The sequence below is a fragment of the Verminephrobacter eiseniae EF01-2 genome (assembly GCF_000015565.1).
GTDB classification, from domain to species: domain Bacteria; phylum Pseudomonadota; class Gammaproteobacteria; order Burkholderiales; family Burkholderiaceae_C; genus Acidovorax; species Acidovorax eiseniae.
Genome location: NC_008786.1, coordinates 4,214,201 through 4,229,405, shown reverse-complemented (window position 1 = coordinate 4,229,405; position 15,205 = coordinate 4,214,201). Strand labels below are relative to the sequence as shown.

Here is a 15,205-nt window from a genome sequence, read left to right as displayed (position 1 = left end):
GGTATTGTCATGAATCACCCCAAACGAAAACCCACCGCCTTGCCACCACGGCAATGCACGCACGGCGTCACCCTGGTGGAGGTGATGGTAGCCATCGTTGTCTTGTCCATCGGTATGCTGGGTATTGCAGGGCTTCAGGCAGCGACCATGAAATACAAGATAAACACCTGGGCGCGCTCGTCCGCATCGACCTTGCTTTCCGAGTTGTCGGAACGGGTTCGCATCAATCCGGATGCTGCAGGGAGCAGTTTCGCCGAGCCGGGGGTGAATACAGAATCAAAGTACATCATCGACGCCACTTGGGCAGCCCAGCAATCGGACGCGCTGAAACCCGTGACACCGGACTGTGAAACCGCCATCTGCACGCCTTCACAGCGTGCCGCCCATGATTTGCAGGTCTGGCGGCAACGGGTTCGCAACAACCTGCCGCAGGGCGCTGCCCTGATCTCAGGCAATCGACAAATCGGACTGACTGTCACCATGATGTGGTTTGACAAGGAACTCATTGACAGTGAAGCGCAGGATCGGGCTGCCGCATCTGTTTGCTCCGGTGGGAAAAAAGGAATGGCCCAAAAAACCTGCGTTTGCTCCGATGAGGAAAAAGGAATGGCCCAACAAACCTGCTGCCCGTCTGAGGCTGCTGCCCCTGACGGGGTTCGCTGTGCCCGATTTTCTTTTATTCCGTAAGCACCATGACCAAACTGATCCGAGCGCAGCAGGGCCTGAGCATCATCGAATTGCTGGTGGCGATGACCGTCAGCATGGCGGTCGTGATCGCTGCTGCTTATACCTATCTGTCCGTGCGCGAATCACAAAGAGCCATCGACAGAACCAGCAGCAGCCGCGAAACCGGCGCATTCGTAATGCAAATGCTGGGGCGTGAAATCATGATGGCAGGGTTTTATCCTGCCACAGCGGCGACACCGAGGGACTTGACCGCCGAGATCAGCCAAAAAGGCATGTACGACACCTATCCCCCGTTGCCATCCGATCCATCAGCCCCACCAGACATTCGCGCTAGCGACTGGCCACAAGGCCCCGCAGCATTCCAAACGGGTATTTTTGGCTGCGATGCCGCCGAGTTCAATGTGCAAAACAGTATCTGCGGCACACAAAGCGCTAACGCTGCAGATACCGTGGTCATCAACTATTTCACCAGCGACAGCCGTCTCATGGGGGGCGATGCCAGCCGGCGCTTCGACTGCACTGGCCGGGATGTGGCTTCGCCAGAGGACGACCCGGAGTTCCCGGGGGGCGGCGATTCCCGAAACGCCATACGCAAGAGAAACGCGGACGCTGCGGGCAATCTGCGCAGGTCGGGGCCGGACACTCTTAAACCAGTGAAAACGAATAAAGCCGGCCCCCCGCAACTACCCGTTTTCGTCTCGAATCGCTTTACGCTGAAGACTACCAGAGTTGCATTCGATCAATTTCAAAGAGATATCATGACCAAGAGCCTGGTGTGCAGCGGCAATGGCAGCGCCCCCCCTGGAAATGTGGGCCTCGAGACATACCAACCCATCGTGGCAGGACTGGAAGACCTGCAGTTTGCTTACGGCATCCATGACGGAACGGGTATGAAGTTTTTTACGGCAACAGAAATTAGTAGCAATGCCCCGCAGCGTTGGCAAAATGTGATTGCGGTGCGCGTTTGCCTGTTGACACGCACCCTTGGCGGCAATACGCGCCTGCCAGGCGCAGCGGGCACGGCGAGCGCAGCGGGTGCGGCAAGCACATACCGCGATTGCCACAATGAAAAGAGAATCCAGCCCGCCGGGGACACCATTACCCGGTATGTTGAAGAATTCGGCCTGCGCAACAATATGAAGCAGCATTATTGAGGGTATGGGCAATGCAATATTTGATGAAACCCGTTGCCAGCGCACGCAGTGCCGCAAGAGCGCAAGAGCGCGGCGTTGCCCTGGTGGTCGTCATGCTGTTTTTGGTGGCCATCACCGGAATCGGCATCTGGACTGCCCGCCAATCCATGCTGGCCGAAAGCATGGCACGCAATCAGATGGACCAGGAAATCGCCAGGCAGGCAGCAGAATCAGCGCTGCGGGACGCCGAACGGGACATAGACAGCGCTTCATTGGGGGGATTGCAGTCGAAGAAGGCATCGTGCTCACGCAATCCATCCTCCAGCATGACATATGGTTTGAACCCCGTGGATTTCAACGAAGGATGCGTAAAGGGTCTTTGTTACAAGGCTGATGAAGATTATGCCATTAGCAATTGGAAAACGGCGAACGACACCGAGAACCGGGATGTTGCGGAACCCTGGTGGCCAAAGAGCAAGGGAGGAAGGTGGACTGCTGACGACGATCCGGACGGGGTCAAGAAGCCAGGACGTGATCCCGTGAACCATGACCACTGTGATGATTTCATCGGAGGAGTTCCCTTCGGCACATATACCGGCGCGTCCCCCATCCGTGGCGTAGCGAAACAGCCGGAATATTTGATCGAAGTATTCAAGCGCAAGAATGTGCGCAGAAACTCCGCAGAAACCAGTGTTACCTCCACCTCCGAAAGCGCCAACCAGTGGGCGACGATGTACAGAATCACTGCACGAGGTTTTGGATATTCAACGAAAACCCAGGTCGTTTTGCAGACAGTGTTTTTTCCATGAGGGAGAAGTCCGTGGCCATTCATCACCTGCTCCAACAGGCCGTGAAAATATCGGCTGCCATCAAGCCGGGTCTGCTGTTGGCCGCCATGGCCGGCAGCATGATGCTGTCGGCAGCGTCTGCAGACGTTGATGTATCAAGGCCGGAAAACGCAATACCGCCGAATATCGTCAGCGCTGCCAGCAAGCCCATGGTGATGCTGACTGCGTCCAAAGACCATTTGCTTTTTGGCCCCATCTACAACGACTTTGAGGACATCGATGGCGATGATGTCATCGACACCACCTTCAAGCCAACGTTCCTGTATTACGGCTATTTCGATGCGAGCAAATGCTATGCTTACGACAACAATGCCGGCCAATTCAATCCGGCAGCCATGGCCACCCAGACCGCCGTCACGGTCGGCACGGTGACTGCCATCAAATACAGTTGCTCACCCCAGGTATCCCATTGGAGCGGCAATTTCCTCAACTGGGCCACGATGACCCGATTGGATACCGTTCGCAAGATGCTGTATGGCGGATACAGGCAACAAGACAGCAGTGGGTCGACGGTTTTGATGGGGTCCAGATTGGTTCTGGACGCGCATTCGTTCGTCAAGTATTACAGGGGAACCGACATCCGTGATTACACGCCGTTCAGTGAGGGATCTCTGGTAAAGACAACGGGAAACAACGCCGGGGTTTATGCGGGTCTGAGCATTTGCGTGACCGGCACCAGCGAAAATCCAGGCACATCGCAACCCATTATGCGTTTGGTCAAGGGGAATGTGCGCTTCTGGTCGACCGTGGAATTGCTGGTATGCCGGTGGCGTGACGCTCCCGATAATTACAAGACCGGCACTTTCGGGCCAAAGCTCGCACAATTCTACCTGCAGCCAGGAGGTGGAGGGGTCCGGCATGAAACGAGCATTCCGTCACGGACACTGGATGGTGCTACTTACTCCGGCATTGGACCGGATTTGAATGTTCGGGTCAAGGTATGCGACCCTGCAATTTTGGGTGCAGAGCGTTGCCAGGCCTTTCCATCCGGCTTGAAACCCTTTGGCTTGCTTCAGGAATTTGGCTACCCCAAAGCCCATGGCGAAGCGGCCCGGGCAGAGTTCGGACTGATCACTGGCAGTTATGACCGGAAAAATACGGCAGGGGCGCTGCGAAAAAACATGCGTGATCTGGAGGATGAAATCAATCATGATACCGGTGTTTTTTGCCATAGCGCCTCGTCTGGCTGCCCCGCAGTGCCACTGGATAATAACCAGACGATAGCTCCTGGCGTCATCAAGACATTCGACGCCATCGTTCTTTATGGGCGCATGCAAGACCATACCTACGGATCGGGATGGGGAGCGAGTGTGGCGCCAAGCAACTCTGGTGAAACCCAACTGCCGGCCTGGGGTAATCCGATGGGTGAAATGCTGATCCAGGCATTGCAATACTATGCTTATGACGGGTCGACACCCACGCCGACCAATCCGTCATCCAGGACTGCCGATAGCAGTGTCGGCATGCCGGTTGCCAACTGGAGCGACCCGTTCACCGATTCAGAGACACGCAGGGCCAAATATGGCAATGCGGTTTGCCGTCCATTAAACATTCTGGCACTTTCTTCCAGCACCCTCAGTTTCGATGGGCAAGGGGTCGTGCCATTTGGTACCTTGCCGGATTCCGCTGCCGGCCTTGATTCCTTTGTCGACAAGATAGGTGATGCAGAAGGCATCAGCAATACGGTTCGTTCCGTCGGTTCCGTTGCCGGCAAGAATATGACGGCCGCCACCGACAAGAATTCATGTGCTGCGAAAACAGTGACCCGGCTTTCCGATGTGAACGGTATTTGCCCCGAAGCTCCAGCCATGGGGGGAACCTACCAGATGGCGGGCGCTGCGCTCTATGGCAATACCACGCAGATTCGTCATTTGACCCGCCCTCCTGCCGACCTTGCCACAGTGGAAAATGCCTTGAAGATCAAGACCATGGCGGTTTCCCTCTCCGGCGGAGCGCCGCGCATCGACGTTCTCGTTCCGGGCAGCGTGCCTCCAAAATATGTATATATCACGCCCGAAAGCGTGTTCGCGCGCGGTCAGGTAGGCTCCCCCATGACCTTTGCCTCCATCAGTTCCGGCCCGACCCATGGCGCATTCATGGTGACCTGGAACGATATTTTGATGGGCGGTGACCACGATATGGATATCACCGGCTTCATTCGTTATGACTTGAGCAAAAACGAAAACTCCCCTTCCGGCTGGGACATCAGTATTTTGACAGATATTACCAATGTCGCCGGCGGTGGCTCGGGGACGCATGGCTTCAGCATCATCGGAGTTCAGAATCCGGATGGCCGCAGCGGCAATGGCCGATATCTCACCCATCAACACATCGGCGGGCTGCTCACTGGAATATCGCCGGAAAGTGATTATCTGTGTGGCCAGCCCTCCTATAGAAACAGAACGCTCCCTGGAAGCAGTTCAAGGTACAGTGAAACCGTGTGCAGTGTCTCAGGGGATGGATCTACCGGCGATCCCAACAATCCGCATCTGCATCCGTATTTTACGGTACAGAATCGGGAATTCATCGTTCGCCATACTTTCAACATGGTGGGAGAAAAGAATGCCCTCATCAAGGATCCACTCTGGTACGCCGGAAAATACGGTTCCTTCAAGTCTGGTGTAAAAAATCCCGATGGCACCTACCAAACCCTGGCCATGCCTTCCACCCAGGATACCTGGGACAGTATCAAAACGGACGGAAGCATCGGCCAGGATGACATTCCGGACGGGTATTTCCTTGGCCGCCGCCCGGAGTTGCTGGAAGCGTACCTGCGCAATGCGCTCAATGTGCTGGCCAAAAACACCAATGCCGTGCCGACCATTGCAGCAGCGCAATTGTCGAGCGCCGAGCATAAATTCATGGCGCGCTTCGACAGCACTGCCGTGACGGGTGAACTGGAGGCTTATGAAGTCGATTCCAGCGGGAAATTCAGTGCCACGCCGGCCTGGAAAGCGGGGGCCCTGCTCCAGGCTCGGACCGATGTCGCCAACAGCAGAGAAATCATTACCAATAACGGAAATGGCCCGGCGGCAGGCGTCAAATTCAGATGGACGAGCCTGCCTGAAGATTATAAAAATAAAATGACGGCGCAGAGCAAGAACCGGTTGTCGGGAACGAATGCCAAGTTGGCGCTGGAGTATATTCGCGGCGATCAATCACGGGAAGGCTTCAACGGGCTGCGTCAGCGTGTGGGCAGCCTGCTTGGCCCGGTGGTGAATGCGACTCCCTGGGTCCAGGGCCGCCCTGACGCTACCTTGGCCGGCCTCAGGTCGGACGACGGTTATGTCACTTTTTTCAAAAACCATAAAGACCGCGCCAAGCTGCTTTGGGTGGCCGCCAACGACGGCATGTTGCATGCGTTCAATCCCGACACCGGTGCCGAGGTTTTTGCCTATGTGCCAGGCGCATTGGCCAACCGGCTGGCGGAGATACCGTTGCAGCGGGGTAGCAACGCTGCCGGGCGCACGAAATTGGCTGGAAAGGATTTTGTGACCGGCGCCGAGAATCTTCCTCCCCATGGCACGGTCTGGCCCTATGTCGACGGCAATCCTTTTTCTGCCGATGTCAAAGTGGGCATCGCAGCGGGCACCGCCTGGAAAACCTATGTATTTGGCACCTTGGGGCGCGGTGGCAAAGGTGTTTTTGCGCTGGATGCCACCCGTATTGCCGATTTGACTGAAGACAATGCGGCCAATGTGTTCAAGTGGCAATTCACTGCGGCCGATGACCCGGACCTGGGATATATCACCGGGGAGGTGTCGATCCATGCCACCTCCAACCAGGCCTTGCCGGTCGCCAAGATGAACAATGGCAAATATGCCCTGCTTTTGGGCAATGGCTACAAATCCGAATCGGGCAAGGCGGTGTTGTATGTTCTTTTTGTCGATGGCCCCGGTGGAAATGGCTGGACGCCGGGTCGTGACGGGAGTTACCTGAAAATCGTGGCGGATGCCGGACCCGGCAACGGCCTGTCGATGCCCCGCTGGGAAGATATCGATGGCGATGGCACGGCCGATGTGGCTTATGCGGGCGATCTCAAGGGCAATATCTGGAAATTTAATTTGCAGCACCGCACCAACCCGACCATGTGGCAGGTTGATCCCCAGGATGGATCAGCATCCTTCGGACCAGGCAATGCCAGCAGTGTCGGTCGCACCTGGCCTTTGCACAATGCCGGCCATCCGATTACGACGGCGCCACAGCTCATGCATATGGGCCAGGGCGGACTCATGGTCAATTTTGCGACCGGCAATGCATTTGGTGATGCAGATTTCCCCAGGGTCGGGGTGACGCAGCGGGTGTATGGCATTTGGGATCGACGTTCCGTCGCCGGAGCGCCGCCCTTCGCTCAGACCCGGACCATCGATGCCAATACCTTGGTGCGCCGCACATACACACGCAACGCCGAGGGTGTGGTCACCGTCGCTGCCGATACCCCGGCTTTGGATTGGTCTGCCCACAATGGCTGGTATATCGATTTGCCAGGTCCCGGCGAGGCTGTCCTGTCAGACCCGTTTCTGGATGCAGGGGTCTTGTCGTTTGTGACGGTTCGCCCGAGGGAAGTCGTCACTGGAGAATCTGCGCCTTGCTTTTCAAACCACCGCACGGCGTTTTATACCGTGGATCCGATTGCGGGCAAGGCCGAGCGCGATCTCCAAGGCAGCATCATGCTGAACAGCACGAAGGTGCTTGTCACAGCCAGGGACATTGGCGATCAAAAGGTGCGTTTGGTCATTGACAAAACCAAAAAGGCTTTTACCAAAGCCTGCCAAGCCGGGGAAGCCGGTTGCACTTGCACGGAAGGCACTTGCACCAAGGCCGCCACCTGCGGCCCCGGGCAACGCGCCAGGAGGATCGTCGGCAGTAGTGCTGATGCGACCATCTGCGTGAGCACTGTGCCACGGTTACAATGGCGGGAAATTCCAGGACTGAGGACAGACCAATGAAACACCAACGGATGCAGAGCGGCTTTACACTGATCGAGTTGATGATCGTCGTGGCGATCATAGGCATCGTGTCTGGCTTGGCCTACCCCGCCTTCAAGGAGCAGTTGGCCAAATCCCGGCGCGCAGACGCCAAGGCCACCCTGGTCGGTGCGCAGCAATGGATGGAGCGGTTTTATACGGAGAATTTTCGCTACGATCAAAACAGTGCCGGTGTGGAGGTGACGGATGCGTCGCAGTTCCCGTCCCGGCTCCGCGTTTCTCCAGAGCCACAGATGGGGAGCCCACTCTATGATATTAGAGTAGTACTTAAGGTCGAGAATGGGGTCAAAAAGAGGGACGAATATTCCGTCAAGGCTACGCGCAGGGCGGGTTCTGCGATGGCCAATGATCGGTGCGGGGATTTTTCCATCGATCATTTGGGGAGAAAAAATGTGTCTGACTACAGTGGATTTTCCGACCTTCAGGAAGCCCGCAGGGTTTGCTGGCAATAATTGATGCAGCACGGCTTCTGGTCGTCTTTTGCGCCAGCGGCCTGCATCATCTGCGCCCCATGCCTGGGCGCCAGCGGATCCGGGCCTATTCGATGTCGATGAAGTGCATGCCCATGGCGCCGGTTTTGCGATCGGCAAAGTAGCAGGTCAGTGTTTCCTTGACCGTGCGGAATGCGAGTTCGTCCCAGGGCACTTCGTCTTCGGTGAACAGGCGCGCCTGCATGGTTTCGAGGCCCGGGTTCAGGCGCTCGCTCAGCAGCGTGGCGCGGTAAAACAGGTGCACTTGGCCGACGCGGCGCACATTGAGCAGGCAAAACAGTGGGCCCATTTCGATCTGCGCGCCGGCTTCTTCGTCGGTCTCGCGCGCGGCGCCTTCGGACGTGGTTTCATCGAGCTCCATGAAGCCCGCCGGTAGCGTCCACCGGCCCCGGCGCGGTTCGATGTTGCGCTGGCACAGCAGGACGCGCCCGTCGGGCAGTGCCGGCACCGTGCCCACGACGTTGAGCGGGTTTTCGTAGTGCACGGTGTGGCATGCCGGGCATACCGCTCGCTGCTTGGTGTCGCCGTCGTCGGGCCGGCGGTAGACCACGGCGGCGCCACAGGCGCGGCAGTGTTGGATCGGGCTGCGGTAGGTCATGCCGGGCTGGGGGAGTCGAGTGGGTGGGTGGTACCTGCAAAACATGCGTTTGCAGCTATTGAAAGAATAGCGAAAGAAAGAATAGCGAAATAGCGGCTGTGGGTGCGTTGGCGACCGCTCACACCACGCGCAGGCGCAGCGGGGTGAGGCCCTGGACGCCGCCGGTGAGTGTGTCGCCAGGCACGACGGCGCCCACGCCTTCGGGGGTGCCGGTGTAGATCAGGTCGCCGGGTTGCAGTGCCCAGGCGGTGGATAGTTGCTCGATGGTCTCGGCAATGCTCCAGATGAGCTGCGCTATCGTGCTGCGCTGGCGGTCGACGCCATTGACCTGGAGCCAGATCGCGGCCTGCTCTACAGCGCCGGCCTGTGCTGCCGTCGTGATCGGGCCGATCGGCGCGCTGGCGTCAAAGCCCTTGGCCACGCACCAGGGGCGGCCCTGTTTTTTCATGTCGTTTTGCAGGTCGCGGCGTGTCATGTCCAGACCCACGGCGTAGCCGTAGATATGCTGCGGAGCGTCAGCCGCCGGGATGCGGTACCCCCCCTTGCCAATGGCCACGACGAGTTCGATCTCGTGGTGCAGGTTGGCGGTGAGGCCGGGGTAGGGCCAGTGGCCGGTTTCGCCGGCGTTGACCGCCACGATGGCATCGGCAGGCTTCATGAAGAAGAACGGCGGCTCGCGGCCGCTGAAGCCCATTTCCTTGGCGTGCTCTGCATAGTTGCGGCCCACGCAGTAAACGCGGTGCACGGGAAAGCGGTCGTTGCTGCCCACCACGGGCAGGCTGACCACGGGCGCGGGAGGAAACACATAGCGCATGTCGGGCTTTCGTTTTTCGGGCTGGCGGCGCACCAGGGGGCGAAGGATGAAGGGGTGAAGGGGTGGAGGGCGAAGGCAGGGGGCGGTCGGCATGGATCGCCGTGGTTCGGCAGTGTGCCATGGGCGCTGTGCTGCGGGGCTACACTTGCGCTCACCGCCCGGACCGATTGCACCGATCTTGCTGCATTGATCTTGCGCCGGGCTTTCCACACACCATGCAGTTGTACAACTACTTTCGCTCCTCGGCCTCGTTTCGCGTGCGCATTGCGCTGCAGATCAAGGGCCTGGGCCACGACTACTGCCCGGTGCACCTGCTCAAGGGCGAGCACAAGGCGCCGGACTACGCCAGCCGCAGCGGCGATGCGCTGGTGCCCACGCTGGTGACCGACGAGGGACAGGTCTTGACGCAGTCGATGGCCATCATCGAATACCTCGACGAAGTCCATCCCCGGCCCGCGCTGCTGCCGGCGGGCGCTCTGGAGCGCGCCCGCGTGCGCGCGCTGGCGCAGATGGTGGCCTGCGATATCCACCCGCTGAACAACCTGCGCGTGCTCAAGTACCTGGTGCACGAGCTCAAACTGGATGAAGCCGCCAAGAACGCCTGGTACCGCCACTGGGTGCGCAGCGGGCTGGAGGCTGTCGAGCGCCAACTGGCGCTGCTGGCGCGCGAGCGCGCCGCCCAGGGCCTGGCGCCGTCGGTGCTGTGCTGGGGCAGGCAGGTGACGTTGGCCGACTGCTGCCTGGTGCCGCAGGTCTTCAATGGCCAGCGCATGAATGTGGCCCTGGACGATCTGCCACTCACGCAGGGCGTGTTCGCGGCCTGCATGGCGCTGCCCGCATTCCGGCAGGCCCAGCCTTCGGCCTGCCCGGACAGCGAGGCCTGATGCCGGGCCTGGCCCTGCCTGCAGCGCTCGGGTGGCGGCCCGACTGGCCGGCTCCGCCGGGCGTGCATGCGCTGTGCACCACCCGCGCCGGCGGCGTCAGCCCGCCGCCTTACGACAGCCTGAACCTGGGCCTGCATGTCGGCGATGACGGCGCTGCGGTGCGGGCCAATCGGCGCGCCTTGCAAACTGCGCTGCCGGGGGTTCGGATGGTGTTTTTGAACCAGTTGCATGGCTGCGCCGTGGTGCCACTCGATGGCCACAGCCCCGATGGCATGCCGGCCGATGCCTGCATCAGCACCACGCCAGGCGTGGCCTGCACCATCCTGGTGGCCGATTGCCTGCCGGTGTTGCTGAGCCACCGCCTGGCGCCCGTCGTGGCGGCGGCACATGCGGGCTGGCGCGGGTTGGCAGGGCAGGGCGGGCAGGGTGTGCTGGAGTCGGTGTTCGGGCATTTTTGCGCTCGGGTCCATGGTTGGCTCGCGCCACTCGCCAGCAACCAAGAGGCGATTGCCGCAGACACCCTGGCCTGGCTGGGCCCCTGCATCGGCCCGCAAGCCTTCGAGGTGGGCGCGCCAGTGCGCGCCGCGTTCTGCGACACCGATGCCGCCGCCCGGGCCTGCTTTACCGCCCGCAGCCAGGCCCCCGGCAAATACCTGTGCGATCTGGCCGGCCTGGCCCGGCTGCGGCTGCGTGCGCTGGGCATCACCCGCGTGTATGGCAACGACGGGCAGGCGCCCTGGTGCACCGTGACGAACGCCGCCGATTTCTTTTCGCACCGGCGCGACGGCGCTGCGCTGGGTGGCAGCGGGCGTTTTGCGGCCTGCATCTGGCGCTGCTGAGGCTCGGGGCCGCGCCGGCCTGCTTGGTCTGATTGGCCTGATGCGTGGTCTGCGCTGCGCCCGGTGCCCGGACGCCCGGATGGCGCGCCTGGCATCCTGCCTCCGGAGCGCCCGGTGCCCGCAGGGACACGCGGCCTACCGGCTGCTGCCGGCCGGCGCTGGCGCCAGCATCAGGCGGACACAAGTCCATGCAGTCCATGCCATGACGATGAGGTACATTGGCGCTGCGTGTTCACTGCAAACCAAACGGTCCACCATGGAGACAATGGGCATGAATTCCGAACCACCCTGGGCTGAGCGCGTTCAGCAGTTCCAACAGATTCTCGGGCAAAGCTGGTCGCAGGCGCTGCAATCGTTGCCGGCGCTCGGCCTGGGCGCGCAGTTGCCCGCAGCGGCGCCGATCCAGTTCTCGCAGCCGAAGCTGCAGGCGTTGCAGCAGCAGTATCTGCAAGAAGCGCAGCAGCTATGGGTGCAGGGCCTGCAGGGCAGGGCCGAAACCCGGGACCGGCGCTTTAGCGGCGAGGGCTGGGCCAGCAACCCCGTGGCGGCGTTCTCCGCTGCGGCCTACCTGCTCAACGCCCGTACCCTGATGGGCCTGGCCGATGCGGTGCAGGCGGATGAAAAAACCCGTGCCCGCATCCGCTTTGGCGTCGAGCAGTGGATGGCCGCGATGGCGCCGAGCAACTTCCTGGCCTTCAACGCCGAGGCGCAGAAGAAAGCCATCGACACCCGGGGCGAGAGCATTGCCAAAGGCATGCAGAACCTGCTGCACGACATCCGCCAGGGCCATGTGTCGATGACCGACGAAAGCCTGTTCGAGGTGGGCCGCAATGTCGGCACCACCGAGGGGGCCGTGGTCTACGAGAACGCGCTGTTCCAGTTGCTGGAATACAAGCCGCTGACCCCCCGGGTGTACGAGCGCCCGCTGCTGCTGGTGCCGCCTTGCATCAACAAGTTCTACATCCTCGACCTGCAGCCCGGCAACTCGTTCATCCGCTACGCCGTCGAGCAGGGCCACCGCAGCTTTGTCGTCAGTTGGCGCAACCCCGACGACAGCCTGGCCCACAAGACCTGGGACGACTATGTGGCCGACGGCGCCATCACGGCCATCGACCTGGTGCAGCGCATCACCGGCGCCGGGCAGATCAACGCGCTGGGCTTTTGTGTCGGCGGCACGATCTTGAGCAATGCGCTGGCCGTGCTCGCGGCGCGCGGGCAGGAGCCGGTGGCCAGCGCCACCTTTCTGACCACGCTGATCGATTTTTCCGACACCGGCATTCTCGATGTCTTCATCGACGAAGCCTTCGTGAAGTTCCGCGAGTTGCAAATGGGCCAGGGCGGGCTGATGAAGGGGCAGGATCTGGCCTCGACCTTCAGCTTTCTGCGGCCCAACGACCTGGTGTGGAACTACGTGGTGGGCAACTACCTCAAGGGCGAAACACCGCCGCCGTTCGACCTGCTGTACTGGAACAGTGACAGCACCAACCTGCCCGGCCCCTTTTACGCCTGGTACCTGCGCAACTTCTACCTGGAAAACAATCTGGTCCAGCCGAACAAGCTCACGGTGTGCGGGCAGAAGATGGACCTGGGCCGGCTCAAACTGCCGGTGTACATCTACGGTTCGCGCGAAGACCATATCGTGCCGATCGATGCGGCCTACGCCAGCACCCAGGTGCTGCCGGGCAAAAAGCGCTTCGTGATGGGCGCCTCGGGCCATATCGCGGGCGTCATCAACCCGCCCGCCCAACGCAAGCGCAGCCACTGGATTCGCGCCGACGGCAAGCTGCCCGCGAGCCGCGCCCAATGGCTCGATGGCGCGACCGAGCACCCGGGCAGTTGGTGGCCGGACTGGTCCGACTGGCTCGAAAGCCATGCCGGCAAGCAGATCGCGGCCCCCCGCAGCTATGGCAAAGGCGCCAGGTTCAAAGCCATCGAGCCGGCGCCGGGCCGCTATGTTTTGCAAAAGTCGTGATCCGGACCCGGATTCATCCAGCCATCGAGAAAGAAGGACCCCATGGAAGACATCGTCATCGTTTCCGCCGCCCGTACCGCCGTGGGCAAGTTTGGCGGGTCATTGGCCAAGACGCCGGCCAGCGAACTCGGCGCCATCGTGATCCGCGCAGCGCTGGCGCGCGCGCGGCTGGCCTCCGATCAGATCGGCGAAGTCATCATGGGCCAGGTGCTGGCCGCTGGCGTGGGCCAGAACCCGGCGCGCCAGGCCGCGATGAAGGCCGGTGTGGCCAAGGAGACGCCGGCGCTGACGATCAACGCCGTGTGCGGCTCCGGCCTGAAGTCGGTGATGCTCGCCGCCCAGGCCGTGGCCTGGGGTGACAGCCAGATCGTCGTCGCCGGCGGCCAGGAGAGCATGAGCCTGGCCCCCCATCTGCTCAACGGATCGCGCGATGGCCAGCGCATGGGCGACTGGAAACTGATCGACTCGATGATCACCGACGGCCTGTGGGATGTGTACCACCAGTACCACATGGGCATCACCGCCGAGAACGTTGCCAAAGCCTACGGCATCAGCCGCGAGATGCAGGACGCCCTGGCCCTGGCGAGCCAGCAAAAAGCGGCGGCGGCGCAAGACGCCGGTCGGTTCGCGGACGAGATCGTGGAGGTCGGCCTGGCGCAAAAAAAGGGCGACCCGATTTTGTTCAATGCCGACGAATACCTGAACCGCAAGACCAACGCCCAGGCGCTGGCCGGCCTGCGCCCGGCCTTTGACAAGGCCGGCAGCGTCACCGCAGGCAACGCCTCGGGCCTGAACGACGGCGCCGCTGCCGTGGTGGTGATGAGCGCCCAAAAGGCCGCCGCACTGGGCCTTGCACCCCTGGCGCGCATCGCCGCGTTCGGCACCAGCGGGCTGGATCCGGCCACCATGGGCATGGGCCCGGTTCCGGCATCGCGCAAGGCCCTGCAGCGCGCTGGCTGGAGCGTCGCCGATGTCGATCTGTTCGAGCTCAACGAAGCCTTTGCGGCCCAGGCCTGCGCAGTCAACCAGGAACTGGCCATCGACCCGGCGAAGGTCAATGTGAACGGCGGCGCGATTGCGATAGGCCACCCCATTGGCGCCTCCGGCTGCCGCATTTTGGTGACGCTGCTGTACGAAATGCAGCGCCGCAACGCGCGCAAGGGCTTGGCCGCGCTGTGCATCGGTGGCGGCATGGGCGTGGCGCTGGCCCTGGAGCGCTGATGGGTGCTGATGGGTGCTGATGGGTGCCGACGGGTGCCGATGTCGATGGGTGTCGGGATGGGCGCCAATTCTTTGTTGTCGCCCCGCTTCAACGCGGCGCCGGGCACCACTGCACCAGGCCCTGGCCGTTGTCGTTGACGCGCTGCATCAGGCGGGCTGCCTGCGCCTGCGGCAAACGCAGTTGCAGCGTGACCCGCGCGCCATGCTGCACCGCCAGCAACTGCGCGCCGGCGGCCTCGATCTCGCGGCGCAGCCAGCCTTCGAGCGCGTAAGGCAGTTGGCAGTGCAGCGTCTGCATCGGTTGCAGGCTGACCTTGGGGGCGTCGCGCAGGGCCTGGGCAATGGTGTCGGTATAGGCGCGCAGCAGAGCGCCGGCGCCCAGCTTCACGCCGCCGAAATACCGCACCACGCTGGCCAGCACCGCATCGAGCGCCTGGTGCTGCAGCACTTGCAGCATCGGGCGCCCCGCCGTGCCGCCGGGCTCGCCGTCATCGACGGCCGCCGACTGGCCGCCCGCCCGCAGCGCCCAGCAGACATGCGCCGCCCCCGGGTGCTGGCGCCACAGCGCGGCAACGGCCGCCTGGGCGCTGGCGCGGTCGGCCATGGGCTGCACGCAGCCGATGAAGCGGCTTTTCTTGATGATGAGTTCGCTGTGCGCTGGCGCAGCCAGGGTATGGCATGCCGCCAGGGCATGGCGCGCAGTCGGGGTATCGGGTGCAGGGCGCATCGG

At 61.6% G+C, this 15,205-nt stretch carries 12 protein-coding genes; 9 read left to right on the top strand and 3 right to left on the bottom strand.

The window, feature by feature from the left end; translation table 11 throughout:
• The first annotated feature begins 9 nt into the window (after positions 1–9).
• From pilV to VEIS_RS18510, 5 genes are read left to right on the top strand one after another with little or no spacing between them, the layout of a single operon-like run.
• Positions 10–687 carry a type IV pilus modification protein PilV gene (gene pilV / locus VEIS_RS26850; RefSeq protein WP_083758672.1) on the top strand — a complete coding sequence of 226 codons (678 nt, stop codon included), beginning with the start codon at positions 10–12 and terminating at the stop codon, positions 685–687.
• Between the two features lie 5 nt (positions 688–692).
• Positions 693–1,841 carry a PilW family protein gene (locus VEIS_RS18525; RefSeq protein WP_011811524.1) on the top strand — a complete coding sequence of 383 codons (1,149 nt, stop codon included), beginning with the start codon at positions 693–695 and terminating at the stop codon, positions 1,839–1,841.
• A gap of 11 nt (positions 1,842–1,852) precedes the next feature.
• A complete protein-coding gene (locus VEIS_RS18520) occupies positions 1,853–2,629 on the top strand; it encodes a pilus assembly PilX family protein (protein ID WP_049773966.1) in 777 nt (258 codons plus the stop codon).
• Positions 2,542–7,617, top strand: coding sequence for a pilus assembly protein (locus VEIS_RS18515; protein WP_232287742.1), 5,076 nt, complete (start codon positions 2,542–2,544; stop codon positions 7,615–7,617). Before VEIS_RS18520 ends, VEIS_RS18515 begins: the two co-directional genes overlap by 88 nt.
• Positions 7,614–8,108, top strand: a complete 495-nt coding sequence (locus VEIS_RS18510; protein WP_011811521.1) for a type IV pilin protein — start codon at positions 7,614–7,616, stop codon at positions 8,106–8,108. The genes VEIS_RS18515 and VEIS_RS18510 overlap by 4 nt, the downstream gene beginning before the upstream one ends.
• An 85-nt stretch (positions 8,109–8,193) precedes the next feature.
• Here the strand turns inward: VEIS_RS18510 and VEIS_RS18505 are convergent, their stop codons facing one another.
• Together VEIS_RS18505 and VEIS_RS18500 are read right to left on the bottom strand one after the other, a co-directional pair.
• Positions 8,194–8,745, bottom strand: coding sequence for an NUDIX hydrolase (locus VEIS_RS18505; protein ID WP_041950184.1), 552 nt, complete (start codon positions 8,743–8,745; stop codon positions 8,194–8,196).
• Positions 8,746–8,863: 118 nt separating this feature from the next.
• The gene (locus VEIS_RS18500) at positions 8,864–9,559 is read right to left on the bottom strand and encodes a fumarylacetoacetate hydrolase family protein (protein WP_011811519.1); all 696 of its coding nucleotides are present in this window, start codon (positions 9,557–9,559) and stop codon (positions 8,864–8,866) included.
• Positions 9,560–9,774: 215 nt separating this feature from the next.
• Here VEIS_RS18500 and maiA point away from each other — a divergent pair, with 215 nt between their 5' ends.
• The 4 genes from maiA (at position 9,775) to VEIS_RS18480 (ending at position 14,475) form a co-directional block, all read left to right on the top strand.
• A complete protein-coding gene (maiA, locus tag VEIS_RS18495) occupies positions 9,775–10,443 on the top strand; it encodes a maleylacetoacetate isomerase (protein ID WP_011811518.1) in 669 nt (222 codons plus the stop codon).
• Positions 10,443–11,282, top strand: a complete 840-nt coding sequence (gene pgeF / locus VEIS_RS18490) for a peptidoglycan editing factor PgeF (protein WP_011811517.1) — start codon at positions 10,443–10,445, stop codon at positions 11,280–11,282. Before maiA ends, pgeF begins: the two co-directional genes overlap by 1 nt.
• Before the next feature lie 271 nt (positions 11,283–11,553).
• Complete coding sequence (locus VEIS_RS18485; protein ID WP_011811516.1) at positions 11,554–13,254, top strand: PHA/PHB synthase family protein; 1,701 nt, start codon at positions 11,554–11,556, stop codon at positions 13,252–13,254.
• A gap of 42 nt (positions 13,255–13,296) precedes the next feature.
• Positions 13,297–14,475, top strand: coding sequence for an acetyl-CoA C-acetyltransferase (locus VEIS_RS18480; protein ID WP_011811515.1), 1,179 nt, complete (start codon positions 13,297–13,299; stop codon positions 14,473–14,475).
• An 88-nt stretch (positions 14,476–14,563) separates the two neighbouring features.
• Here the strand turns inward: VEIS_RS18480 and VEIS_RS18475 are convergent, their stop codons facing one another.
• On the bottom strand, positions 14,564–15,202 hold the full coding sequence (locus VEIS_RS18475; RefSeq protein WP_011811514.1) for an IMPACT family protein: 639 nt from the start codon (positions 15,200–15,202) through the stop codon (positions 14,564–14,566).
• Positions 15,203–15,205 lie beyond the last annotated feature (3 nt).

Excerpts from the sequence above, each read along its gene's own strand:
- pilV (WP_083758672.1), top strand. The coding sequence starts at position 10 with ATGAATCACCCCAAACGAAAACCCACCGCCTTGCCACCACGGCAATGC.
- VEIS_RS18525 (WP_011811524.1), top strand. The coding sequence starts at position 693 with ATGACCAAACTGATCCGAGCGCAGCAGGGCCTGAGCATCATCGAATTG.
- VEIS_RS18520 (WP_049773966.1), top strand. The coding sequence starts at position 1,853 with ATGCAATATTTGATGAAACCCGTTGCCAGCGCACGCAGTGCCGCAAGA.
- VEIS_RS18510 (WP_011811521.1), top strand. The coding sequence starts at position 7,614 with ATGAAACACCAACGGATGCAGAGCGGCTTTACACTGATCGAGTTGATG.
- VEIS_RS18505 (WP_041950184.1), bottom strand. The coding sequence starts at position 8,745 with ATGACCTACCGCAGCCCGATCCAACACTGCCGCGCCTGTGGCGCCGCC.
- VEIS_RS18500 (WP_011811519.1), bottom strand. The coding sequence starts at position 9,559 with ATGCGCTATGTGTTTCCTCCCGCGCCCGTGGTCAGCCTGCCCGTGGTG.
- maiA (WP_011811518.1), top strand. The coding sequence starts at position 9,775 with ATGCAGTTGTACAACTACTTTCGCTCCTCGGCCTCGTTTCGCGTGCGC.
- pgeF (WP_011811517.1), top strand. The coding sequence starts at position 10,443 with ATGCCGGGCCTGGCCCTGCCTGCAGCGCTCGGGTGGCGGCCCGACTGG.
- VEIS_RS18485 (WP_011811516.1), top strand. The coding sequence starts at position 11,554 with ATGAATTCCGAACCACCCTGGGCTGAGCGCGTTCAGCAGTTCCAACAG.
- VEIS_RS18480 (WP_011811515.1), top strand. The coding sequence starts at position 13,297 with ATGGAAGACATCGTCATCGTTTCCGCCGCCCGTACCGCCGTGGGCAAG.
- VEIS_RS18475 (WP_011811514.1), bottom strand. The coding sequence starts at position 15,202 with ATGCGCCCTGCACCCGATACCCCGACTGCGCGCCATGCCCTGGCGGCA.